Annotated in this window: 23 protein-coding genes and 4 tRNA genes; 17 read left to right on the plus strand and 10 right to left on the minus strand. The window is 58.7% G+C overall.

Going from position 1 to position 20,516, the window contains the following annotated elements; genetic code table 11:
• Positions 1-154: 154 nt before the first annotated feature.
• From PspR76_RS23470 to PspR76_RS23500, 8 genes are all read left to right on the plus strand, one after another.
• On the plus strand, positions 155-445 hold the full coding sequence (locus PspR76_RS23470) for a hypothetical protein (protein ID WP_159959150.1): 291 nt from the start codon (positions 155-157) through the stop codon (positions 443-445).
• Entirely contained in the window at positions 438-671 is a 234-nt protein-coding gene (locus tag PspR76_RS23475) for a hypothetical protein (protein WP_060766091.1), read from the plus strand. The genes PspR76_RS23470 and PspR76_RS23475 overlap by 8 nt, the downstream gene beginning before the upstream one ends.
• Positions 668-802, plus strand: coding sequence for a hypothetical protein (locus tag PspR76_RS31460; protein WP_257792541.1), 135 nt, complete (start codon positions 668-670; stop codon positions 800-802). The genes PspR76_RS23475 and PspR76_RS31460 overlap by 4 nt, the downstream gene beginning before the upstream one ends.
• 523 nt (positions 803-1,325) lie before the next feature.
• Positions 1,326-1,520, plus strand: coding sequence for a helix-turn-helix transcriptional regulator (locus PspR76_RS23480; RefSeq protein ID WP_081089419.1), 195 nt, complete (start codon positions 1,326-1,328; stop codon positions 1,518-1,520).
• Between the two features lie 71 nt (positions 1,521-1,591).
• Complete coding sequence (locus PspR76_RS23485) at positions 1,592-2,029, plus strand: hypothetical protein (protein WP_159959152.1); 438 nt, start codon at positions 1,592-1,594, stop codon at positions 2,027-2,029.
• Entirely contained in the window at positions 2,026-4,416 is a 2,391-nt protein-coding gene (locus PspR76_RS23490; protein WP_159959154.1) for a VapE domain-containing protein, read from the plus strand. Before PspR76_RS23485 ends, PspR76_RS23490 begins: the two co-directional genes overlap by 4 nt.
• Before the next feature lie 640 nt (positions 4,417-5,056).
• A complete protein-coding gene (locus PspR76_RS23495; protein WP_159959156.1) occupies positions 5,057-5,557 on the plus strand; it encodes a hypothetical protein in 501 nt (166 codons plus the stop codon).
• A gap of 205 nt (positions 5,558-5,762) precedes the next feature.
• On the plus strand, positions 5,763-6,404 hold the full coding sequence (locus tag PspR76_RS23500) for a recombinase family protein (protein ID WP_159959158.1): 642 nt from the start codon (positions 5,763-5,765) through the stop codon (positions 6,402-6,404).
• A gap of 496 nt (positions 6,405-6,900) precedes the next feature.
• Here the strand turns inward: PspR76_RS23500 and PspR76_RS23505 are convergent, their stop codons facing one another.
• The 3 genes from PspR76_RS23505 to PspR76_RS23515 form a co-directional block, all read right to left on the minus strand.
• Positions 6,901-7,080 (minus strand): hypothetical protein, encoded by a 180-nt coding sequence (locus tag PspR76_RS23505; RefSeq protein WP_155717280.1) that lies wholly within the window; start codon positions 7,078-7,080, stop codon positions 6,901-6,903.
• Positions 7,081-7,212: 132 nt separating this feature from the next.
• Positions 7,213-7,941: an endonuclease gene (locus tag PspR76_RS23510; RefSeq protein WP_159959160.1), complete on the minus strand. Its 729-nt coding sequence runs from the start codon at positions 7,939-7,941 to the stop codon at positions 7,213-7,215.
• A 31-nt stretch (positions 7,942-7,972) separates the two neighbouring features.
• Positions 7,973-8,380: a hypothetical protein gene (locus PspR76_RS23515; protein WP_159959162.1), complete on the minus strand. Its 408-nt coding sequence runs from the start codon at positions 8,378-8,380 to the stop codon at positions 7,973-7,975.
• Between the two features lie 117 nt (positions 8,381-8,497).
• Between PspR76_RS23515 and PspR76_RS23520 the strand changes: the two genes are divergently transcribed.
• The 6 genes from PspR76_RS23520 to PspR76_RS23545 all read left to right on the plus strand — a co-directional run bounded on the left by PspR76_RS23520 (position 8,498) and on the right by PspR76_RS23545 (position 14,849).
• On the plus strand, positions 8,498-9,301 hold the full coding sequence (locus PspR76_RS23520) for a hypothetical protein (protein WP_159959164.1): 804 nt from the start codon (positions 8,498-8,500) through the stop codon (positions 9,299-9,301).
• 10 nt (positions 9,302-9,311) lie between these two features.
• Positions 9,312-9,617, plus strand: a complete 306-nt coding sequence (locus PspR76_RS23525; RefSeq protein ID WP_159959166.1) for a hypothetical protein — start codon at positions 9,312-9,314, stop codon at positions 9,615-9,617.
• 46 nt (positions 9,618-9,663) lie between these two features.
• Positions 9,664-10,194 carry a hypothetical protein gene (locus PspR76_RS23530; protein ID WP_159959168.1) on the plus strand — a complete coding sequence of 177 codons (531 nt, stop codon included), beginning with the start codon at positions 9,664-9,666 and terminating at the stop codon, positions 10,192-10,194.
• Positions 10,191-12,887 (plus strand): transglycosylase SLT domain-containing protein, encoded by a 2,697-nt coding sequence (locus PspR76_RS31145; protein WP_202982175.1) that lies wholly within the window; start codon positions 10,191-10,193, stop codon positions 12,885-12,887. Before PspR76_RS23530 ends, PspR76_RS31145 begins: the two co-directional genes overlap by 4 nt.
• A 655-nt stretch (positions 12,888-13,542) precedes the next feature.
• Complete coding sequence (locus PspR76_RS31125) at positions 13,543-13,929, plus strand: hypothetical protein (RefSeq protein ID WP_178119852.1); 387 nt, start codon at positions 13,543-13,545, stop codon at positions 13,927-13,929.
• The gene (locus PspR76_RS23545) at positions 13,926-14,849 is read left to right on the plus strand and encodes a hypothetical protein (protein WP_159959170.1); all 924 of its coding nucleotides are present in this window, start codon (positions 13,926-13,928) and stop codon (positions 14,847-14,849) included. The genes PspR76_RS31125 and PspR76_RS23545 overlap by 4 nt, the downstream gene beginning before the upstream one ends.
• Before the next feature lie 77 nt (positions 14,850-14,926).
• Here the strand turns inward: PspR76_RS23545 and PspR76_RS23550 are convergent.
• Positions 14,927-15,003, minus strand: a tRNA-Arg gene (locus PspR76_RS23550).
• A 322-nt stretch (positions 15,004-15,325) separates the two neighbouring features.
• Between PspR76_RS23550 and PspR76_RS23555 the strand changes: the two genes are divergently transcribed.
• From PspR76_RS23555 to PspR76_RS23565, 3 genes are all read left to right on the plus strand, one after another.
• Positions 15,326-15,550, plus strand: coding sequence for a hypothetical protein (locus tag PspR76_RS23555; RefSeq protein WP_159959172.1), 225 nt, complete (start codon positions 15,326-15,328; stop codon positions 15,548-15,550).
• Positions 15,551-15,560: 10 nt separating this feature from the next.
• A complete protein-coding gene (locus PspR76_RS23560; protein WP_159959174.1) occupies positions 15,561-15,740 on the plus strand; it encodes a PA3371 family protein in 180 nt (59 codons plus the stop codon).
• 393 nt (positions 15,741-16,133) lie between these two features.
• Positions 16,134-16,460 carry an Arc family DNA-binding protein gene (locus PspR76_RS23565; protein ID WP_003193592.1) on the plus strand — a complete coding sequence of 109 codons (327 nt, stop codon included), beginning with the start codon at positions 16,134-16,136 and terminating at the stop codon, positions 16,458-16,460.
• A gap of 113 nt (positions 16,461-16,573) precedes the next feature.
• On the opposite strand, the gene mgtE is transcribed toward PspR76_RS23565, so the two are convergent.
• The 6 genes from mgtE to PspR76_RS23595 form a co-directional block, all read right to left on the minus strand.
• Positions 16,574-18,016, minus strand: a complete 1,443-nt coding sequence (gene mgtE, locus PspR76_RS23570; RefSeq protein WP_159959176.1) for a magnesium transporter — start codon at positions 18,014-18,016, stop codon at positions 16,574-16,576.
• A gap of 340 nt (positions 18,017-18,356) precedes the next feature.
• Positions 18,357-18,433, minus strand: a tRNA-Arg gene (locus PspR76_RS23575).
• 72 nt (positions 18,434-18,505) lie between these two features.
• Positions 18,506-18,582, minus strand: a tRNA-Arg gene (locus PspR76_RS23580).
• 108 nt (positions 18,583-18,690) lie between these two features.
• A tRNA-Ser gene (locus PspR76_RS23585) sits at positions 18,691-18,781 on the minus strand.
• Positions 18,782-18,843: 62 nt separating this feature from the next.
• Complete coding sequence (gene csrA / locus PspR76_RS23590) at positions 18,844-19,032, minus strand: carbon storage regulator CsrA (RefSeq protein WP_159959178.1); 189 nt, start codon at positions 19,030-19,032, stop codon at positions 18,844-18,846.
• 174 nt (positions 19,033-19,206) lie between these two features.
• Positions 19,207-20,448, minus strand: a complete 1,242-nt coding sequence (locus PspR76_RS23595; protein ID WP_010208327.1) for an aspartate kinase — start codon at positions 20,446-20,448, stop codon at positions 19,207-19,209.
• Positions 20,449-20,516 lie beyond the last annotated feature (68 nt).

Consider the following 20,516-nt stretch of genomic DNA (forward strand, 5'->3'; position numbering starts at 1 on the left):
GCCATCTAGGCTGACCTGATCTTGGTCGATCGGTGTGAGTAGCAGGATCCTCTATGCGGACCTGCGCATGGAACACCCCAGGGTGTGCTGGCCCTCCCCAGTCGACCAATCCATGCGTAGCCGCACTCCCTCTGGTCGAGGGAAGGAGCACACCATGCAATCCAACTCCCCCCCCCTGAGCAACGACGCTCGCCTCCCAACCTACGCTGCCCCAGGCATCACCGTGAACGTTCGCGTCAACGGCCAGCAGTGCGCAGTCAGCTCCGAAGCCCGTGCCCGCTGCCTTGTCTGGCGCGAGGGCAACATCATCGACAGCAGCATCGACGGCCTGGTTGTTCGCCGTGCCCATTCCGGCCGAGTCGTCTCTAAGGGCTTCCACGGATACGACGCGGTCATCGCAGCCTACGAGCGTGGCGAGCTGGGCAAGGGGGTGAAGCATGCCTAGCCTCTACGAAGACAACCCCGAGTTCACCCGCGACCTCATCAACAGTGCCCGCCGGATCGCCAAGGCGCATGGCTGCCGCATGATCAAGCCCCAAGGGCGCATGTCGCTGCATGAATGGGGGATGGGCATGTTCCGCATCGTCGACGCTGAGGGCAAGATTGTCGCCGGCCGCCGACACGAGCTGACCCCACGAGCTGTGGCGCGTCACTTTGGGGAGGAGCTGTGAGCGCGCTGGCGACCTTGGGCCGCGATGTGCATGCGCTGACTCCTTCGACTGCCCTGATCGTCGCCATGACAACGTTGGCGGGCTTCGCGCTGGGCCTGATCGTGGTGTTTCCGCAAAGCTTCTGGGTCTAACCCCTTCCGCAGGCACAAAAAAAGCCCGCCAAGATCACAAAATCTGGCGAGGCTTGTGCGCTGGAGCATATGAACGAACTAGCGCAAGCGGAGCAATACCGGGAGCAGCGGTACAGGAAAAATAGTGCAATCACGACATTTGCACCGGTAGTCCCGTGAACACAGACAAAAAAGCCCGCTCCCTTTGTATATGACCACACGGGGAGCGGGCTAAGTCTTGCTACTGAGGTTTGCCGATATGCCTATGCGACACCAGAAGATTGCCATCACGACGACGACAGATTGATGGTTCCCCTTCAGCGAGCAAACCATCAACATGAGTGATGATTTCGAGCTAAATCATCAAAAAAAATCATAAAACTCTTTTGCGCTTCCAGCCGTTCGACGGTTGATCAAATTGGATCAGCGCCGGCCTTCTATTCACAAATCGTGCCATTGATGTCTGGTTAATTAGACGAGAGCATGTGGCTCGTCGTGACGTCAATCTCGCGTCAACGTCACTAACAGAGCCGCCGGAGCCGATATGAGCCCAACTATTGATGTCGTCGAGGTCGCCCGAATTATCGGAGTGAGCCGCCGTACAGTTTTCCGAATGATGGACGCTGGCGAGATCCCGCAGCCGATCCGTTTGAGCAAGCGAACCATGGTCTGGCTGCCAGAAGTAATCGAAAACTGGCTCAAGGAGCGCCAAGCATGCGCACAAAACCAAAAGGCCTAAACGCAAAAAAGCCCGACAGCACCACCTGTCAGGCCTCTTTACTTATTTCTGCACCTCAGGAGCAAACTGAGATGACTTCTCAAGCAAATTCGATCAATCAACGCCGCAATATTGGCATCATCGACCACAAACAGCAAGCCCAGGCGATGCCATTTGTCGAAGATTTCGACGAGGATTTCTTCGCTACTCTCGCGGAGCGCTTGGGCGCCGAGTCCGTGAACGATTGCCCACCTGGTGGCTTCTTCGTTTACGGCCAACGCGTGTGCAACCACCGCCAGCGCGGCCAGTTCGTGCCGACCAGCATGGCCCCCGAAGGCTTCAACCGATGGCGCCTGGCTGGTGCTGACGGCGTTCCACGCTTTGGCGACCATAAAGCCCCGGCCGTCATTTACAGCCGCGCCGGCGATGCCTTCATGATGACTCGTCGCGACAACCTCAAGCCGAAAACGCTGACCTTTTCCCAACTGGTGGAGCTGCTGAACAAGCACGCTCGCGGTGAGCGCGTATGAGCCTGGTCACCCACGAGCAGGCGGCGATCGACTCGCTATTTCAGGCCATGCTGGCTGAGGGCATCGAGACCGCCGACAAACTCAAGATGGATGGAACCCTTGAGCGCTTCCACGTCACTGGCGACCGCCTCGGCAGCCGCAACGGCTGGCTGTGTGCTCACATCGACGAGAACCCAGCGGGCACCTTCGGTTGCAACAAGAGACTGGGAAATTTGAAGGTCCAGTGGAAGGCAGATCGCGACACCAAGCCTCTGACTGCTGCTGAGCGCCGCGCCATGCGTGAGCGGATCGAGGCACAACGTGCTGCAAAGGTTGAGGCTGAGCGCGTTCGTCACGCTGAGGCCGCCGCGCGCGCCCAGGCTAAGTGGGCCACGGCTCAGCCGGCGGGCGACGATCACCCTTACTTGGTCCGCAAAGGCGTGAAGGCTCACGGCCTGCGCGTTGGCAGTTGGGAGTTCGTCAACGAGGAAACCGGTGAGGTCTACACGTTGACCGACAACGCTCTGCTGGTGCCGATCGCCGATAAGTCACGCAACATCCACTCGCTGCAGGCTATTTTCGCCGGCAAGATTCTCGGGAAGGGCGACGGCGCGCGCGACAAAGATTTCAGCAAGGGCGGCCGGAAGCATGGACTGTTCTACGCTATAGGCCGGCCGCAGACCGTCGACGGCCGTCCCGTGTTCGTGATCGTCGAGGGTTTCGCCACCGGCGCCAGCGTCCACGAGGCCACTGGGCACCTGGTACTAGTGACATTCGATACCTCGAACCTGCTGGCCGTGGCGGACTCGATCCGCGAGGCCAAGCCAGACGCCATCATCGTCATGGCCGCGGACAACGATCAGTGGACTACGACCCCGGTACCGAACCCGGGCAAGCACTTCGCTAGCCGTGCGGCCCTGTCCGTCAATGGCGTCGTCGCTCTGCCTCAGTTCGCTGACCTGACCGGCGAGCCGACTGACTTCAACGACTTGTCGCTGGCCGAGGGCAACGAGGTTGTGGCCGCCATCATTGCCAAAGCGGTGGCGAAGGCCGCGGCCAAGATGACGGCGCCCGTGCTGGTCGCGCCTGCCGTCGAGGCGAATGCTTCGGTGATGGACGATGCTCCAGCATACGGCCAGGAGTCGATGCCAGACAATTCGCCTTGGCCTCCAGCTACTGCCAGCGCTGTCGATGATGAGCATGACGCCGAAGAATCGATCCACGGCATGATGATCTTACAGGCGCATGACTTTCCGGACCTGAGCCCAAAGATGCGCCCACTCAACACGATCCCGAACCTTGCGGCCCTGATGCGCAACTTCAAGATCACAGCTCGCTACAACATGATCAGCAAGGAAACCGAGCTGACCGTGCCTGGCATCTGGGGCACCTCGGACAACGCTCAGAACGTCAACCTGGCGCACCTGAATAGCATCGCGGCCCACTGCGGCCTGCCAAGAGAGAATCTGACCGAGTACGTGAAGGCCATCGCGGACGCGAACGCCTACAATCCAGTATTACAGTGGATCGATTCGAAGCCGTGGGACGGTGTGAGCCGCCTCCAGGAATTGGCGGATACTCTGGTTTGCAGCCACCCCGAGCTCCGGACGTTGCTGCTGCGACGCTGGCTCATCTCATGCGCTGCCGGCCTTGAGCACAAAGGCTTCTGGACCAAAGGCGTGCTGACTCTCCACGGTGCGCAGGATCTGGGTAAAACCTCGTGGTTTCGCCGCCTGGTGCCGGCAGAGCTTTGCGCTTTCCGCGAAGGCGTCAGCTTGGACGCCAACAGCAAGGACAGCGTCATGACGGCTGTCAGCCACTGGATCGTTGAGCTGGGCGAGTTGGAATCAACCCTGCGCCGAGACATGGAGAACTTGAAGGCCTTCATCTCGCAGACCACGGACCGCCTGCGCCGGCCGTATGATCGTGTCGACAGCGAGTATCCGCGCCGCACTGTTTTCTGTGCCAGCGTAAACAGCGAAAAATTCCTCAAGGACGACACCGGCAACGGGCGGTTCTGGGTTATCGCCGTTGAGTCGGTCAAACACGACCACGACATTGACATGCAGCAGCTGTGGGCCGAGGTGATGTCGCTCTACCGTGGCGGCGAGCAATGGCACCTCACACCGAGCGAAAAAGCCAAGCTGAACGCCGGCAACGAGAAATTCCGCCAGGTAAGCCCCATTGAGGAGCTGCTGACCACCAACTACGATTTGAGGGCGCCAGCAGCCCGCTGGATCACCGCCACACAATTACTGCTGGAGTTGGGATACGACAAGCCAAGCCGTTCGCAGGCGATAGAAGCCGGGCAGATGCTGCACGGCATGGGCATTCAGAAACGCATCCTGGATGGCTGCACTAGGTACCGTATACCGGAGAAGATGATTGCCACCTCATCGTACCGATGAAACCGATCGCGTCTCACCGGCTCCTGAAGGTCACCGAATGAACCCGTCTTGTGCGGGTTTCTTTTTGCTTGATGAAAGTGGATCACAAGTGGGTCTCAAGTGGATCTGCCGGACATTGATCCACTCCCAAAAAGCCCAGCAATTACAGGTATTTTCATGTGGCAGTGGATACAAGTGGATCTAAAACATTATTAGGGGGGGAAGTTATAAAAAAGGTGGTAGAGGCATGGGGCATATAGCACGTGCAAGCGATAGCCCCCCGTAATGGGAAAATGAACACTTGATCCACTTGTTTTGGGGCAAAACCTCAAAAAGCCCAGTAATTAATGGGGAAACGCGGCGAGTGGATGCGTGCCAAGAGTATCCACTTGATCGGGTGTCAGCCCGCTCAACTGGCTGGCGAGGCGCTTTCGGGCCTGATGACGCTTATTGCGTCTGCCAGATAGAAAAAACGCGCAGAAACCGGCCTTCCAAGCCCTCGTGCGCATGCGTGCGTGATCGCGCGCGCGAGGGAAGCCCATCCCGTTCTCCCCGGCGTGACGATAATCTTGGGTGCACTGCGCAGTTTTTCTGCTGCTATCGACGCTACCCGTTTAAAGGACGCTAGCATCAACAGGCCACCCCCCTACTGGAATAGCTAATGCGGACGCTCACTATCTTCTTCACGACGCTGCTCTCGCTCTGCATCGCCTTCACTGTGCACGCAGTGGAGCCCCCTGAAAGCAAGGTGCCTCCCACGTCAGATAAAAAGATCACCCGCGCCAACTACCTGCTGGGAAAATATGGAGATCGGCTCCACTTCAGCTCTTCGCAAGCTCGAAGCGTTGTCGAAGATTTTGAGATTGATTGCCGTGTCAAAGATGGCAGGTACCTACCGCTGATGAGTTTGTTGCTAGCAAGAGTTTCCGAGATGCAGCATGAAGGTGCCTGGATGGAAACCATCGTTCAGCAGCGAGGGGATGAGGTGCGTGTGTACGACCAGATCAAACGCAGGGACGGGACAACGTTTGAGCCGATATTGGCATTGGAGTTGAACCGCTGGGGAGAGTTAATCCCCATCAGCATTCGCAGTGAGGCAATTCTCAATGCCTGCTTCGATGGTCCATATGGCAGGCTCTGGGTACCGGAAGCCAGTGATTGACTTCTCAGGCGAGCCTGCAGAATTCGGCGAACAGACTATGCCATGAACTTTTTACACAATGCCCCACCATCCCATTTTGCCCAGGCTTGGTCAGTTTGGTTGATCAAAAATGTGTTGGTCATTTAGCGTCGCAGAAGGAATATATTGACCAATCGTAATCGACGAGCAATTATGGGTATACCTTAATTAACCAAGACCATTCTGTATGCCTGCCTCAAAAATCGCCCGTGTCTACCTCCGCGTCTCCACCGATCAGCAAGATCTGGAGCGCCAAGAAGCCATTGTGACCAACGCCAAGGCCGCTGGCTTCTACGTAGCCTGCGTGTACCGAGAGAAGGCATCCGGCGCCCGGGCAGATCGTCCAGAGCTGCTGCGCATGATCGCTGACCTGCAGCCTGGCGAAGTGGTGATCGCTGAGAAGATTGACCGCATCAGCCGTCTGCCGCTCCCCGAGGCCGAGAAGCTGATCGCCAACATACGGGACAAGGGCGCACGGCTCGCCATCCCCGGTGTGGTCGACCTGTCCGAACTGGCGGCGGCGTCTGAGGGCTTGGCTAAGGTGGTGCTGGAGAGCGTGCAAGACATGCTGCTGCGCCTGGCTCTTCAGATGGCCCGCGACGACTACGAGACACGCCGCGAGCGACAGGAACAGGGCATCGCGATCGCTAAGAGTAAGGGAGTCTACACCGGACGCAAGGCCGATACGGACCGACACGCATTGATCCTCAGCCTGCGCGCCGCCGGTAACAGCATCGCGCAGACGGCGAAACTGGCCAAGTGCAGCACCGGGCTGGTGAAGCTAGTGGCGAAATCCAGCGCTGCTGAGCAGACCGGGGCTAAAGCTTGAGCAGGTAATCCATCAATCGAGCGCCGATGGAAGCGATGATGGTGGCGATGGATCATGCGCTTACCGACCCGCGAAGGCTGCAAGCGGAAAGCGGGCGTGCACGCTTATTGAGGTGAGCTCTAAAATTCAGGCTAATTCGCGAGAACTTGGGAGATGGAATGGGTTGTGGAAACCGTAATCCACTAGCCTGATGTAACCGTCAGATTCCCTGTTCACAAAATGCACCACCCACTCTGAGACTTTGTAGCTCTGATCTGGGTTGCGGGACGGTTTCCATGTCGGAAAACCAATGTGCGCATGCCAAAGATTATTGAGTTTTGCGTGCTTGATGCGGACCGAACGGTCCGCGTATTCATAAGGGACTAACCAGCTGGGTTTAATTTTTCCTTCCCAGCCGTTGAGCCCATAGCTCTCGCAGTGCTCCCAGAAAGCATCAATAAGATCTAGGTCACGATTTGGGAGCTGATCGTAGAGATCGGAAAAATAAGTGCTAAGTCTAACCTCTATGGGCATTTGCTCTGTTCTCACGCACGAACTGGCGTCGTGCTTCTCTACTCAATCCTTTAGGCACACGAATCTCTCCGCTCGCTAGCGAAACATTCATGCGATCCATGTCATAGAAAACAGGTGCGTCAAGGTCAGCCTTACCAAGCTGAGCGACATTTTTGAAATTCATGATGTGCTTCCTTGGCCGATTGGACAGCCAGAGATGTATACATAGGTAAACAATCTACCCTAACCACCCCCCGCTATTCAACTCATAGTTGAATAGCGGCCCAATGATTACAGGGTAATTCCACTGAATAGCTCAGCTACCAGCCATCTGACGATCAGTAACCTGCTCTGGGCATGATTCAATCAGCCCAACCAAGGGATTGCCAGCGTCCCCCATAGCGCAAGCCACGCGCTGATTACGCCACCGCTCCCACACAGTGACCGGATACTGGCGTGCCCATGCCTCATAGACGCGGCGGTCCTGGCTGCTGAGGCGCAGATCGTACTTGTCGTAGATGAACAGCGTGGTGCGCGCCAGGAAGCCCCGCATTTCTGGCCTGGGCATCGCTGTCTTGGCCTTGAAGTCGATCGCCATGGCGCAGGCGCCGTACTGGGGCTCCACGCCTTGGACGAGCCCATAGGCGTAGTTGCTGCGGTCCCCGTTTACCTCCCCCACCACCGGCACCAGGTTGTACAGGTCGCCCTCGGCCTGGCTGAACAAAGGATCGGTGGCGGTGCAGTTCCGCCGGCCGCCGTCCTGCCAGCACTGGCGCTGATGCCCGATCACCCATGCCGGCACGATATGCTCGATCTCGATCCTGCTGGCACGCTTGGCGTTCTTGCGGGGCTGGTAGCCGCAGCTTTCCAGGTCGACGGCTTTCCCGGTGTAGGCGCAGCCGCAGTAGGCCTCCACGGGGCGTTCGGCATAGATCCGGTAGACAGTCTTTTTGGCCTCCTGGAACGTCTTGGGCGCGTCGGCAAAGGCGGGCCCTGCAATAGCGATTAGGGCTATGGCAAGGCCAGCCCGTTTTGATATGAGCATCGGGTAGTATCTGGGAGATTAAGGGTCCAGCTTAATGTCCCGTCTCCAGGCGTGCCGCGATCACGCCGAGCGCTCCGGACTGGATCGCCGCCAGCACCAGACTTCCCCAGCCCCAGTTGTGCCGCTCTGCCCGGTAGAGGGCGTTCACGTATCGGCATATCTCGGCGTATGCCAGGGCGCTCAGTTGCCCCTGAGGCCTGGCGTTGATCTCATTGAAGTCGAACCCCTCGTGTGACAGGTAGCCTTGCACGAACCCGCTCCCGTAGGCCTGCTCCAGCAACTCGGAATATTCAGGCAACTCGTAGACCTGGTCGGCATCCGCCACGCTGTCCGTTCCCCATGACTCACGCTCGATTGCCAGCTCCAGCCGCCGGATACCGGCTGCTAACGCCTGCGCATGGGCATCACCTGGCAGGCTCGCGCCTGCTTCTGACTTCATATTTCTAACCTTCGGCAACTGTCGTGACGCGATGATTTGAATACCGAAGCTTAACGGTGAAATTACCGAGAGCTAACGGCGGATACATCAAATTCATGCTAAGCCGAGGTTTCACCCATGTCGACAATTGCCGCCCTGACATCGCAGCTCGAAGCTGCCCAGACAGACCTTGAACTCGCCCTTGCCGATGGCGACGACACTGCATCGATCCGTACCGAGATCGCTCGCATAGAGGCCGAGATCACTGCTGCCCGCGGTGCCGAGGCTCAAGCCCATCGCGAGCAGGCTGAACAGGAAGACGCCGAAGTGCGCACCGCAACTGCGGCCCTGACCGAGAGCCAGCACAGTGCGATCGAGGCTGCAACCACATGCCCCGACCTGGTTGAGCTGACTGGCGAGGTTCTGCCGGCGATCGAGCGTGACCCTGCCATTGCGAAGGCATGCCATGACGTGGCCCTGGCCACCGCAGCCGTGAATAAAGCGTCAGGCACCCATCAAACGCTGGTAGCGAAGGCCACCAAAATCCTCGAACGCCTGGCCGCCAAGCAGGGCGAGATCGCCGCGATCCAGCAGCGCCGCGCCGCTGGCGACCCCCGCCCAGACGACGCCGGCGCCGTCACCCTGATCCAGGGCGATATCGCAGACCTGCAGCGTCTTTTGTCCGCCGCCCAGCACAAGGCCGACAGCGCCGAGCCGAACGCCGCACGCCAGGCCCTGAACAACGCCCAAGCCACCCTTGACCACCTACACAACCAAGCCGTGCTCCGCGCCGCCGAGCAGCGCATGCAGTTGGCTGAAAAGGTATTCATCGAGAGCCATCAGGCATTGGTGGCCGCATCCCTGGCTACTGGCAATAAGAACGCGCAGTCCAGCGCGTACAAGGCAAGCAACATCGTCCGCAAAATTACCTACGGCGCTTGAGGAGTTAGGCATGACATCTACCAACCGCGACTCCAACGGCCGTTTTGGTGCTGGGAACAAGGCGAGCCCAGGTCGCCCGAAGCTGACCGAGATGGAGATCGCCACCCGCGAATGCCTGCGGGTTATCGACGACTCCACGCCGCTCCTGCTGGCGAATGCCCTTGAGCGTGCTGAGCGTGGCGAACCCGAGCTGATGGGCCCTGCCCTGACGATCCTGGGCGAGATCCTGAAGGCCCGAAACCTCGAAACCGAGCAGCGCATGCGGGCCGAGGATCGAGCCTTCGCAGAACTGAGCCTCGGCGCTTCCACACACTGACATCTGACAGGGTCGCCGCCCAGCGAGCGGCCCGAGGTACCCACCCATGGGCAAATTTGATCAACTCCGCAAAACCATCGGCACGAAACCGCGCACAGCTCCCATCCTGGCCAAGGCCAATGTCGACGAGACCCGCGAACAGCTCCGTGCCCGCCTGGCCCAGCCCAAGAAGCGCACCGTCGTCCTGGCGAAGGCCGTGCCCACCGATGGCTTGAATAGGCCCTTGCCCAGGGACATGGCTGAGCTGCGCCGTGAGCTGGATGAGGCGGTGAGCGCCGGCAAGATCACCGGCACAGACGCCCGGGACATCTGCCACCAGTTCGCAGCTGGTCAAACCCTTCCGGATGACTTGGCAGTCAAATTGGCGGCCATCTTGAAGGTAAAACCGAAGTCTCACAGCTACGACGACCAGAAGCGCACGCCAGCGATGAAGGCTGAGCTGCGCAAAGACTTGGCCCTGGCCGTGAAGGGCAAGAAAATCACTGCCGCACAGGCCGCGAAGGCGGAGCACCTGCTGAATGTGGGCGCCGAGCTGACCGATGACCTGAAAGTTCTGCTCGGGAGGCACACACGATGAGCATCAAGATCCCGGTTCAAGCCGAGCTGAACCAGACGGATATCGCCCAGCAGATCAAGCAGCTGGAAGCCGCCTTCAACGACCTGGGCCGTGTCGCGCAGGAGGCCGACCGGATCGACTTCAAGCCAATCAGCAAGACCAGCCTCGAAGACGCTCGCCGGATGAAACAGGAGTTCGACGCCATCGTGCGCATGGCTCCAGGCCTGAAACGTGCGCTTGAAGCCGGTGGTCAGGGCGGCAAGAGCTTCGGGAGCATCGACTGGGACAAGGTCTGGACCGACCCCAAACAGCGTGCCGGCCATGCCGAGACCATGGTGCGGCGTCTGGGGCCAGCCGGAGCTGCTGTGCCTATCCCCCCTCCTGGCAGCGGTGGCCGTGGCGGTCGCGGTGATGGCGGCAACCCTGAAGAAGGCCGTACCCCTGGCACTGGCGGCAGTTCGTGGCGCAAGGCGGCCGGCGGTGCAGCAGCTGGGCTTGCTGGCGGCGTTGCCAGCCAGGTTGGAGGGCTAGCCGGTGGTATTTCCTCTGGCGCCATCGCCGGCGGGCTTGCCGGAGGCCCTATTGGGGCGGCGGTCGGCGGTATTGTTGGCTCCCTGACCAGCCTGCTGGGTGCGCTCGGTGATGCACGCGACATCGCCATCAGCCTGGACACCCTAAAGCGCACCCTCGGCGACACCAACGTTAACTACCAGGAGCTGCAGGGGCATACGCGCAACCTGGCGGACGAATTCAGCCTGAGCGACACCGAGGCGACCGGCCTGACTTCCCGCTATGCCAAGCTGGCCGGTGGCTCCGACAAGGACCTGGGCGCCTTGCGCGACGAGGTAGGCGTTGGCGTAGGCTTCTCCCGATCGTTCGGCCTCGATCCGTCCGCCGGCGTCGACTTCTTCGGCCAGATGAAGGGCCTGGGCATCACCAAGAGCGTCGACGACAACAAGCGCCTGGCGCTGATGATCGGTGAGAGCGTCGCCAAGGCCGGCGAGCTGCCTCGCATGGCGGACGTCATGTCCGGCCTGAGCCGCTATATGGAAGGCACAGCCGAGCGCACCCTCGGCTCCGGGAACGGCGAGGCCTGGCTAGCGAAGATGGTAGGCCTGTCGCAGTCCGGTCTGCCCGGCACGACGCCAGCCAACAACGCAAACATGATCGCCAGGGCCGACAACGCGGTGAGCCAGGGCGGCATCACCGAAGCCGGCAAAAACTTCATGAACCGTACGCTGCAAAGCCGCTTGGGCCTCAACACCGTCCAGGCAGACATGCAGCTGGAGGGAGGTTTGTTCGCCACCGGCCAAAGCACCTTTGGCCCTGAGTCCGCGATCGGCGCTTACAACGCCAAGAACGGCATCCAGCCTCCCACCGCTGCGACTTCGTCGAAGACCAACATGGAGCTTCTGCTAAAAGACCTGGAGGAGCAGTACAGAGGCAAGCCGCGGGAGCTGATGCTCAACGCGATGAAGACGCAGTTCGGCCTGTCCTACGCTCAGGCGTCGGCTTTCCAATCCACCGGATCGGCCAATATCGGTGGCCTTGTGCAGCGCCTCGGCCGCCTGGGTGTCGATCCGAGCAAGGTCAACGCGACGGGCATCTCGAAATTGAGCCAGATCGAGGCCAATGGCTCCCTGAGCGAGACCGAAAAGGACGCGATGGCTAAGGACGCGGCCAGCAAGAACCAGGACGACACCGATGGCTCGCTGGCTCGTACGGCATCCATTAACGGCGCCAACGCAATGATCCGCCTGGCCGAGGAAGGCTTGCCGATGATCAGCTCGATCCAGTCGGGTGTGCTGAAGCTGGCGGGGATGGACGTGCCAGGCACTCCGGAGCAGCGTGCCCGGGAAACCGAGCACCAGCAGCGTCTTGGCGGCATCGAGTCGAGCCTGGGTACGAAGAAGGACGCCGCCTGGAAGGCATATTCAGAGAAAGTACCCTTCTGGAAGCGTGGCGCCACTGCGCTCCAAAACGAGGATGAAGAAGCGCTCGGCAACGAATACTGGGCAGCGAAAAAGGAATACGACGACGCCATCTCCGCCGAGAGCCAGCAACACAAGAAAAACACCCTCGACAACGTGCCGGCCGGCGCCCCAGAGCTTCACCGAGTACTGCGCGACCAAGATACAGCCTTGCCCACCAACACCCGGGCTACGTCATCTGGTTCCCCTGGGGTGTCGGGCGCCACACCCGAGCTGCTGGCCCGTGCAGCTGAGTCCGATCGCAAGGCTGGCTTGCCTGAGGGGACCACCGCAGGCCTCATGGCGCAGGAAAGCTCGTTCAACTCCAACGCCACCAGCAGCAAGGGTGCGCGGGGCCTTTTCCAGATCATGCCGGCTAACACAGCCGTCTTCTCAGGTCGCGTCGGTCGCCAGCTGGATCCGACCAATACCGACGATGCGTTCTACATGTACGACGAGCTGATGAAGGAGCGCAAAGCCAAGTACGGTAGCAACACCGACAAGATGCTGAAAAGCTATCATGGCGGCTACGATGAAGATCAGTGGGGCCCAATTAACGCGGATTACGTCCCGGCGATCGAGCGACGCAAGCGTGAGATTGAGTCCAGCAGGGCAGCTGAGCCAATCCGCGTCGAGGTGCATCAGTCTGGCGAGTTCACCCTGCGCGACACGGCAGGCAATGCCATCGCAGAGCCCCAGATCAGCACTGTCGTGGGAACACCCAAAGTCAGCGGGGTGCGCTGATACCTAGCACCTGGCGCCAGGGCCGGCGGGTGTGCCAGCCCGCGGCGCCAATGGTGGTTTTTGTTCAGGAGCGATAGTCCCCGGTACCCCCGACCGTGCGCTTGCCTTCCCAGGCCGCGACATCTGCCAGCTTGTAGCCTACCCGGCCACTGATTTTCACGTACCTGGGGCCATTCGAGTTTGATCGCCAGTTCGCCAGCGTCCGCACACTGACACGGTTTCTCCAGCGCTGAACCAGTTCAGTGGGTGTCAGGATGAAGCTGGCATCTGTCATGGTGGTATGCTCCGCGCCGCTGTGAGGATCCCGCCCGCTGTTCCGTGGCGCGCAGTGATCTGACGCTGTCATGCGATGGAGTCAACGAAAGAGAAGGCATTCGATAGATGCCCTGATTAACAATCTGGGGGTCAGTGTGGGTATGTACTGGATAACTAAAGCATTATTGTTCACGCGATTTCGGTTAGGGCGCGTATAGGGCGCAAACAGGGTGCTGACGTTTAAATGGGGATATGTCCAGGCCTCAATTCGTGGCGTTCCGGCCGTTATCAGGCCACGGTAGCGCATGAACACTAATGATAAAGGTCGCGTGACCACGGACCAGGCATAGTCGTGAGGAGAACATGAGCACATTCCGCATATGTGATCATGGAGCACGGCATGAAAACGTCGCAAACACCGAAACAGCGCCAGAAGAAGCGCCGCGATAACCTGAAACTTGCGGGCATCATCCGCATGACCGTGGAGATGGATAAGACCACGGCCCAGATCCTTCGCTCGATCGCCATCGAACACGGCAGAACCCATGCCGACGTGATCGAGCTCGGGATCAAAATGGCGCGCCGGGCCCTGCAGGAGCCGGTGATACGCCAGGTGCCCAGAAGCGCATCACCAGTTCCTGTCGCCCCCAACGCCGCCCTTGCCTCACTGTCGGCGCAGTTGGCCGAGCTGACCGCCGCTGATGACACCGATGACAGTCTGCTGAGCATGAGCGCTTCGGAATTACGCGCCGTCCGACTCGGCCTCAATGGCGAGTTACGGTCATGACCGCCGCGGTAGACATTCCAGGCGCAGACGCCAGCTCACACGGCATCATCTATCGGGACGACCTGCTGCCAGGGAAGCGGCACTTCGAATGCGAGAAGATACGGGGCACTCTCGACACTGGCACCTGCGCGAACCGCTGGCTGGGCGCTAAGAAGGACCGCGAGGCCGTCCGGTTCATGGCCTGCCGTGGGTGCGTGGTCGGTGAGATCCATGCCACTGGCGTCGATCCCTTGCAGGCCCTGCGGGTTACGGGGGAACGGACTATGGTGGGTTCCCCTGATGAGGGCCGGCGCTGCACGCGGTGCGGCCGCGGCGGTTCGCGAATCGTTGGAGGGACGCTCTGCGTGTCCTGCTGGAACCGCGAGCGTGAGTTCATCAAGAAGTGCAACGCCAAAGGCAAGCCGCCGGTCACCTTCGTACCGCTCATGGATCGCCAGGTAGGCATCATGGTCGATGGTCATCCGACATGGATGAGAGTGCAAGGCACACAAAACGACCGCGAGCCCATCTCCAGGACTATTCGCCAGCGTGAAGGTGCTCGCTTTCACTCTCAGCATCCCGGCATTCCCACCTGGAACGAAGAAGCGCAGCGCTTCGAGTACCGCGACCGCGCGGACCCGGCCAAGGTGCTGCTGTCCGTTGAATATGGCGACGCGATCGACCACCTGGCGGTGCCTGCCGATGGCCTTCGCCTCGGTGAGATCCCAGCTACACCTAAACTTCCCACCCAGATGCACGGTGTATATTTCGTGGCGGAATTACTTTCCGACAGCGATGCAAAGGACATAGACCATCCTGGCCCAGCGTGGAAGCCAACGTCGTTTGTATGCAACAACTGTCAAGTAGCCCAGGTACAGGCGCGGATCTTCGCAAGCAACGTCGAATGTCGATGCCAAGCTTGTGGGGCCAATTCCAAGTGAGCTTATCTGATGCTAGCCCGGCGATAGCCCAGCGCTAGAATTTGAAACCAGATTCAGGCTGAAAGCCTTGAATTATATGGTGTCCCAGGGCCGGTTCGAACGGCCAACCTTCCCCTTAGGAGGGGGATGCTCTATCCAATTGAGCTACTGGGACAAATGACAGCCGGGGGCCAGAGGCGCGGCGACGGACGGCGTGCATGTTAACGGCCGAGGTAGGTTTTGTCATGTCGTCCGTTGGCTTTTTGAGTGTAGGCCGATCCTTGTAAGGGCTGTCGCAGTTTCGCCGTGTAAAACCGGACACTTGGCGCCATCGTGCAAATTGCACTCCCCCAAAATGCCAGCATTGCAAATTGCAACGAAACGCCTCTTTAAAACATAGCTAAACCATTGTTTTTATTGAAATAAAAGTTTGGCACGGGACCTGCAATACTTATCTTATAAAACCATTCGGCCCAGCCACTGCGGAGAACAAGAACATGAACAGCGCCCTTCTGTTAAGCCTCAACGCTCTCGCCTTGTCCGCACTGGTCCTGTTCCATTTCCAATCAACCCACGATGACGTTGCGCAAATCAGCCAGCCGGTGCCACACCACCTGCAACAGCGCCCGCAGTTGGCGGTGATGACCCCGACAGTGCAATCGCCTGTTCGTGTGACCCAGGACACCCAGGCCGCACCTGCATCCGAACACTGGGTTTTCTGAGGAAACCTTTATGACCAAACCCGCCTGGCTATTCCTCTGCCTGACCCTGGCAACCGGCGTATTTGCCTTGAGCACCACCTCTCAAGATGGTGAAACCACCGCCCTCATCGCCACCGGCGTGTTCGCCGGCTTACTGGTCATCACCCTTATCGTTGGCCGCCGCATTAAATTCGACCCCGTGCTGCGCTAACGCCTGCCTTGCGTCGCCTGCGCCTACCTTATGTCGCCTTGCCCTAGTAAATCGGCAAATTGCCACTAGTCTTAAAGACGAGGGCAAAAGGCCATATTGCTATACGATGTACGGCCTAAAATCCTTTCGCGGCTTGGACTTACGAGAAGTTCCCTCGTAAAATTACGCGTTGAAATTTTTTCAAACCAGTCCGCAAAAATGCAAATGAGTGCTGGCATAAAGCCTTTAGGCAGTTCAATATTTGTCACAGAATTGACGCCAAGGAAATGTCAAATCTGAGGCATGATGCGGCCTCTTTGCAATTCGGGTTGAACTTTGGTCGTGAGCCTTGTCTTAACACTCATCTTGCGGCCAATTCCAAAAACCGCTCCCCTGAACTAACCGGTTAAATATATGCGCCCATTGAAACAGGCAATTTATTCCAGCCGTACGGCTGACAAGTTCGTCGTACGTCTGCCAGACGGAATGCGGGAACGCATTGCCGAGGTGGCTCGCAATCATCACCGCAGCATGAACTCCGAAATCATCGCGCGCCTGGAACAAAGCCTCATTCAGGAAGGTGCGCTGGGCGAAGAGTTGAGCATGCGCCTGGACAGCCCTGAGCTGTCACTGCACGAACGCGAACTGCTGCAGCGTTTTCGTCAGCTCTCCCACCGCCAGCAAAATGCCCTCGTCTCGCTTATCGCGCACGACGTTGAGGCGGCCGCAGAAGCCAATTAATCTGCAGTTGAAAGCCGAAGCCAGCCATGTGCTGGCTTTTTTTTGCCTGGGATTTGGGAAAGAAAGGCCTGGAGGAGAAAGCAAGCGGGAGCAGAGTTGCTCCCGCCGCAGGGCTATAGCAGAAAGATCGTCGCCAGGCCCAGGAAGATGAAGAAGCCACCACTGTCGGTCATGGCGGTGATCATAACGCTGGCGCCCATTGCTGGGTCGCGCCCAAGGCGCGCCAGGGTCATAGGAATCAATACGCCCATCAATGCCGCCAACAGCAGATTGAGGGTCATGGCGGCCGTCATCACGACGCCCAGCGACCAACTGCCATACAGCAAGTACGCCACCACACCGATCACGCCGCCCCACACCAAGCCGTTGATCAGGCCCACGGCCAACTCTTTTCGCAACAGCCGCGAGGAATTGGCCGTACTGACCTGATCCAGCGCCATCGCGCGCACGATCATGGTGATGGTCTGATTACCAGAGTTGCCGCCGATACCCGCCACAATCGGCATGAGCGCCGCGAGGGCTACCAGCTTCTCGATGGAGCCTTCAAACAACCCGATAACACGCGAAGCAATAAAGGCCGTGATCAGGTTGATCGCCAGCCAGGCCCAGCGGTTATGCAGAGAACGCCAGACCGACGCGAAGATATCTTCCTCTTCACGCAAACCCGCCATGTTCAGAACTTCGGTTTCACTCTCTTCACGAATCAGGTCGACCATTTCGTCGATGGTCAAACGGCCAATCAGCTTGCCGTTCTTGTCGACCACCGGGGCCGAGATCAAGTCATACCGCTCAAACGCCTGCGCTGCCTCGTAGGCGTCTTCATCCGGGTGAAAACTCACCGTATCGCTGGCCATCAGATCCGCCACTTTCTTTTCCGGATCATTCACCAGCAGACGCTTGATCGGCAGCACGCCCTTGAGAATGCCTTCGTAGTCGACCACGAACAATTTGTCGGTGTGGCCGGGCAATTCTTTGAGGCGACGCAGATAGCGCAATACCACTTCCAGGCTGACATCTTCGCGGATGGTGACCATCTCGAAGTCCATCAGCGCGCCGACCTGGTCCTCGTCGTAGGACAGTGCAGAGCGCACACGCTCACGTTGCTGGCTGTCGAGCGCTTCCATCAGCTCATGGACAACATCACGCGGCAGCTCAGGGGCCAGGTCAGCCAGCTCGTCGGCGTCCATCTCCTTGGCCGCGGCCAGGAGTTCGTGATCGTCCATGTCGGCGATCAGTGTTTCACGGACCGAGTCGGATACTTCGAGGAGGATGTCACCGTCGCGCTCGGCCTTGACCAACTGCCAGAGGGTCAGACGATCGTCCAGCGGCAAGGCTTCGAGAATGTAGGCGACGTCAGCGGAGTGCAAATCATCGAGCTTGCGCTGCAACTCGACGAGGTTTTGCCGGTGAACCAGGTTTTCAACGCGGTCGTGGTGCGGACCTTCCTGGCGGTGCGTGAGGTCTTCGACCACGCGCTGGCGCTGCAGCAGCTCGATAACCTGAGCCAAACGATCCTGCAGGCTGTCTTGTGTTTTCTTTACTTCTACTTCGGTCATAGGCGAACTCCACTCCCAGCAGCGGGGCACGCCGGAAGGATCAATCAGTCAATTCATGATTGGTAAAACGGGGTACTGAGTAACTACTGGGTAAGTCCATGGAGGTATTCCACAAGCCCCGGCGGGGCTGACGGGCGCAATGATACACCGCCCGGCCGTTTTAAACGTTAAAAAACTGGAAAGAACAAGCGCTTGCGAGCCGAAGCTGAGCATTGGCTGCATCTATGAACTGCGACGACGCAGGCTGAAAGGAAAACACATGGCGGGGCGAGAAAAAGATGAAGTCCTACACAAACCCCAGACGGCAAAAAGCCCGCACTAGGCGGGCTTTTTGTTTGTATGGTGCACTCGACAGGATTCGAACCTGTGACCGCTCGGTTCGTAGCCGAGTACTCTATCCAGCTGAGCTACGAGTGCAGATTGTGTTTTTAGACCAGATCACAACTGGTTGAAGCCGAGTCACCTGCATTGCTGCAACTGACTCTTAAATGGTGCACTCGACAGGATTCGAACCTGTGACCGCTCGGTTCGTAGCCGAGTACTCTATCCAGCTGAGCTACGAGTGCATTTGTTGCCGCGCATTATAGGCCGTTCAATCTCTATGTAAAGCTATTTTTTCGTTTAATTTCAACAACTTAGCGAAAAAACCAGATTGCAACGTACTAAGCAAATAATGGCGGAGAACGGGGGATTCGAACCCCCGACACCCTTTTGAGGTGTACTCCCTTAGCAGGGGAGCGCCTTCGGCCACTCGGCCAGCTCTCCGCAACACGGGGCGTATATTAACCACGTTCATCCCCGTTTGCAAACATAAAAAACGATAAAAATTAAAGGCTTGGTTCTTCGTCCTTCTCTTTCTCGATCCGCAGGTAGATTTCCTCGCGGTGGACCGCTACCTCTTTCGGAGCGTTAACCCCGATACGTACTTGATTGCCTTTGACGCCGAGCACGGTCACGGTGATTTCGCCATCACCGATAATCAGGCTTTCTGCGCAACGACGAGTCAGAATCAGCATACCTTTCTCCTCACGCATTTCAGTTCAGGAACAACAGTCTGCAAAAAAAAGGCCTTCGACCTACAACCCAAAGGTCATAGCCCTACCGCCTAAGTATTGTCGAGCGCACCAAAAAGAACATGCGCCCGACAAAAAAATGAAAGGCGCGGTAAGCCGCGCCTTCCTGGTATCGCATCACTCGCCCTGTCGGGCCGGAGCGTCCAGCTCAAAAGCGGTATGCAGCGCGCGTACAGCCAGTTCCAGGTACTTCTCTTCGATCACCACCGAGACTTTGATTTCCGAGGTGGAGATCATCTGGATGTTGATGCTTTCCTTGGCCAGGGCCTCGAACATGCGGCTGGCAACGCCGGCATGGGAACGCATGCCCACACCCACGATCGACACCTTGGCAATCTTGGTATCGCCGACCACTTCACGGGCACCGATTTCCTTCGCAGTGTTCTGCAGGATCCGCTCCGCCGCATCGTACTCGTTACGGTGCACGGTGAAGGTGAAATCGGTGGTGTTATCGTGCGAAACGTTCTGCACGATCATGTCGACTTCGATGTTCGCGCCACTGATAGGACCGAGGATCTTGAAGGCCACGCCCGGAGTATCCGGCACGCCACGGATCGTCAGCTTGGCTTCATCGCGGTTGAAAGCGATGCCGGAAATGATCGGCTGTTCCATGGATTCCTCTTCATCAATAGTAATGAGGGTGCCCGGACCCTCTTTGAAGCTGTGCAATACGCGCAGCGGAACGTTGTACTTGCCGGCGAACTCAACCGCGCGGATCTGCAACACCTTGGAACCGAGGCTGGCCATTTCCAGCATCTCTTCGAAGGTGATCTTGTCCAGGCGCTGGGCCACGGACACCACACGCGGGTCGGTGGTGTACACACCGTCCACATCGGTATAGATCTGGCATTCATCAGCCTTCAGAGCTGCTGCCAGCGCCACGCCGGTGGTGTCCGAACCGCCACGACCGAGCGTGGTGATGTTGCCCTGCTCATCCACACCCTGGAAGCCAGCTACTACTACCACGCGCCCGGCCTTCAGATCTGTGCGGATTTTCTGGTCATCAATCTGCAGGATGCGCGCCTTGGTATGTGCGCTGTCGGTCAGGATACGCACCTGACTGCCAGTGTAGGACACCGCAGGCACGCCACGCTTGTTCAGCGCCATGGCCAGCAAGGCAATCGTTACCTGCTCGCCGGTGGATACGATCACATCCAGCTCACGCGGCAGCGGCTGTTGATCGCCGCTGATTGCCTTGGCCAGATCGATCAGGCGATTGGTCTCGCCGCTCATGGCCGACAGCACCACCACCAGGTCGTCGCCGGCATCGCGGAATTTCTTAACCTTGTCGGCGACCTGCTCGATTCTTTCGACAGAGCCGACCGAGGTGCCTCCAAATTTCTGTACGATCAAAGCCATTTCTAAGCCGCCTCAGCCCGTAAAGGGGCGCCCAATAAAAACAAATCTTCCAGCACCGGAGCGAGCCC

Origin of the sequence: Pseudomonas sp. R76 (assembly GCF_009834565.1) — a bacterium.
Taxonomy (GTDB): Bacteria; Pseudomonadota; Gammaproteobacteria; order Pseudomonadales; family Pseudomonadaceae; genus Aquipseudomonas.

Bases quoted from the DNA above. Each gene is read 5' to 3' on its own strand.
- PspR76_RS23490 (WP_159959154.1), top strand. From the start codon at position 2,026: ATGAGCCTGGTCACCCACGAGCAGGCGGCGATCGACTCGCTATTTCAG.
- PspR76_RS23515 (WP_159959162.1), bottom strand. From the start codon at position 8,380: ATGAAGTCAGAAGCAGGCGCGAGCCTGCCAGGTGATGCCCATGCGCAG.
- PspR76_RS23505 (WP_155717280.1), bottom strand. From the start codon at position 7,080: ATGAATTTCAAAAATGTCGCTCAGCTTGGTAAGGCTGACCTTGACGCA.
- PspR76_RS31145 (WP_202982175.1), top strand. From the start codon at position 10,191: ATGAGCATCAAGATCCCGGTTCAAGCCGAGCTGAACCAGACGGATATC.
- PspR76_RS23500 (WP_159959158.1), top strand. From the start codon at position 5,763: ATGCCTGCCTCAAAAATCGCCCGTGTCTACCTCCGCGTCTCCACCGAT.
- PspR76_RS23560 (WP_159959174.1), top strand. From the start codon at position 15,561: ATGACCAAACCCGCCTGGCTATTCCTCTGCCTGACCCTGGCAACCGGC.
- PspR76_RS23565 (WP_003193592.1), top strand. From the start codon at position 16,134: ATGCGCCCATTGAAACAGGCAATTTATTCCAGCCGTACGGCTGACAAG.
- PspR76_RS23495 (WP_159959156.1), top strand. From the start codon at position 5,057: ATGCGGACGCTCACTATCTTCTTCACGACGCTGCTCTCGCTCTGCATC.
- PspR76_RS23595 (WP_010208327.1), bottom strand. From the start codon at position 20,448: ATGGCTTTGATCGTACAGAAATTTGGAGGCACCTCGGTCGGCTCTGTC.
- PspR76_RS23475 (WP_060766091.1), top strand. From the start codon at position 438: ATGCCTAGCCTCTACGAAGACAACCCCGAGTTCACCCGCGACCTCATC.
- PspR76_RS23480 (WP_081089419.1), top strand. From the start codon at position 1,326: ATGAGCCCAACTATTGATGTCGTCGAGGTCGCCCGAATTATCGGAGTG.
- PspR76_RS23470 (WP_159959150.1), top strand. From the start codon at position 155: ATGCAATCCAACTCCCCCCCCCTGAGCAACGACGCTCGCCTCCCAACC.
- PspR76_RS23525 (WP_159959166.1), top strand. From the start codon at position 9,312: ATGACATCTACCAACCGCGACTCCAACGGCCGTTTTGGTGCTGGGAAC.
- PspR76_RS23530 (WP_159959168.1), top strand. From the start codon at position 9,664: ATGGGCAAATTTGATCAACTCCGCAAAACCATCGGCACGAAACCGCGC.
- PspR76_RS23555 (WP_159959172.1), top strand. From the start codon at position 15,326: ATGAACAGCGCCCTTCTGTTAAGCCTCAACGCTCTCGCCTTGTCCGCA.
- mgtE (WP_159959176.1), bottom strand. From the start codon at position 18,016: ATGACCGAAGTAGAAGTAAAGAAAACACAAGACAGCCTGCAGGATCGT.
- PspR76_RS23545 (WP_159959170.1), top strand. From the start codon at position 13,926: ATGACCGCCGCGGTAGACATTCCAGGCGCAGACGCCAGCTCACACGGC.
- PspR76_RS23485 (WP_159959152.1), top strand. From the start codon at position 1,592: ATGACTTCTCAAGCAAATTCGATCAATCAACGCCGCAATATTGGCATC.
- csrA (WP_159959178.1), bottom strand. From the start codon at position 19,032: ATGCTGATTCTGACTCGTCGTTGCGCAGAAAGCCTGATTATCGGTGAT.
- PspR76_RS31125 (WP_178119852.1), top strand. From the start codon at position 13,543: ATGAAAACGTCGCAAACACCGAAACAGCGCCAGAAGAAGCGCCGCGAT.
- PspR76_RS23510 (WP_159959160.1), bottom strand. From the start codon at position 7,941: ATGCTCATATCAAAACGGGCTGGCCTTGCCATAGCCCTAATCGCTATT.
- PspR76_RS23520 (WP_159959164.1), top strand. From the start codon at position 8,498: ATGTCGACAATTGCCGCCCTGACATCGCAGCTCGAAGCTGCCCAGACA.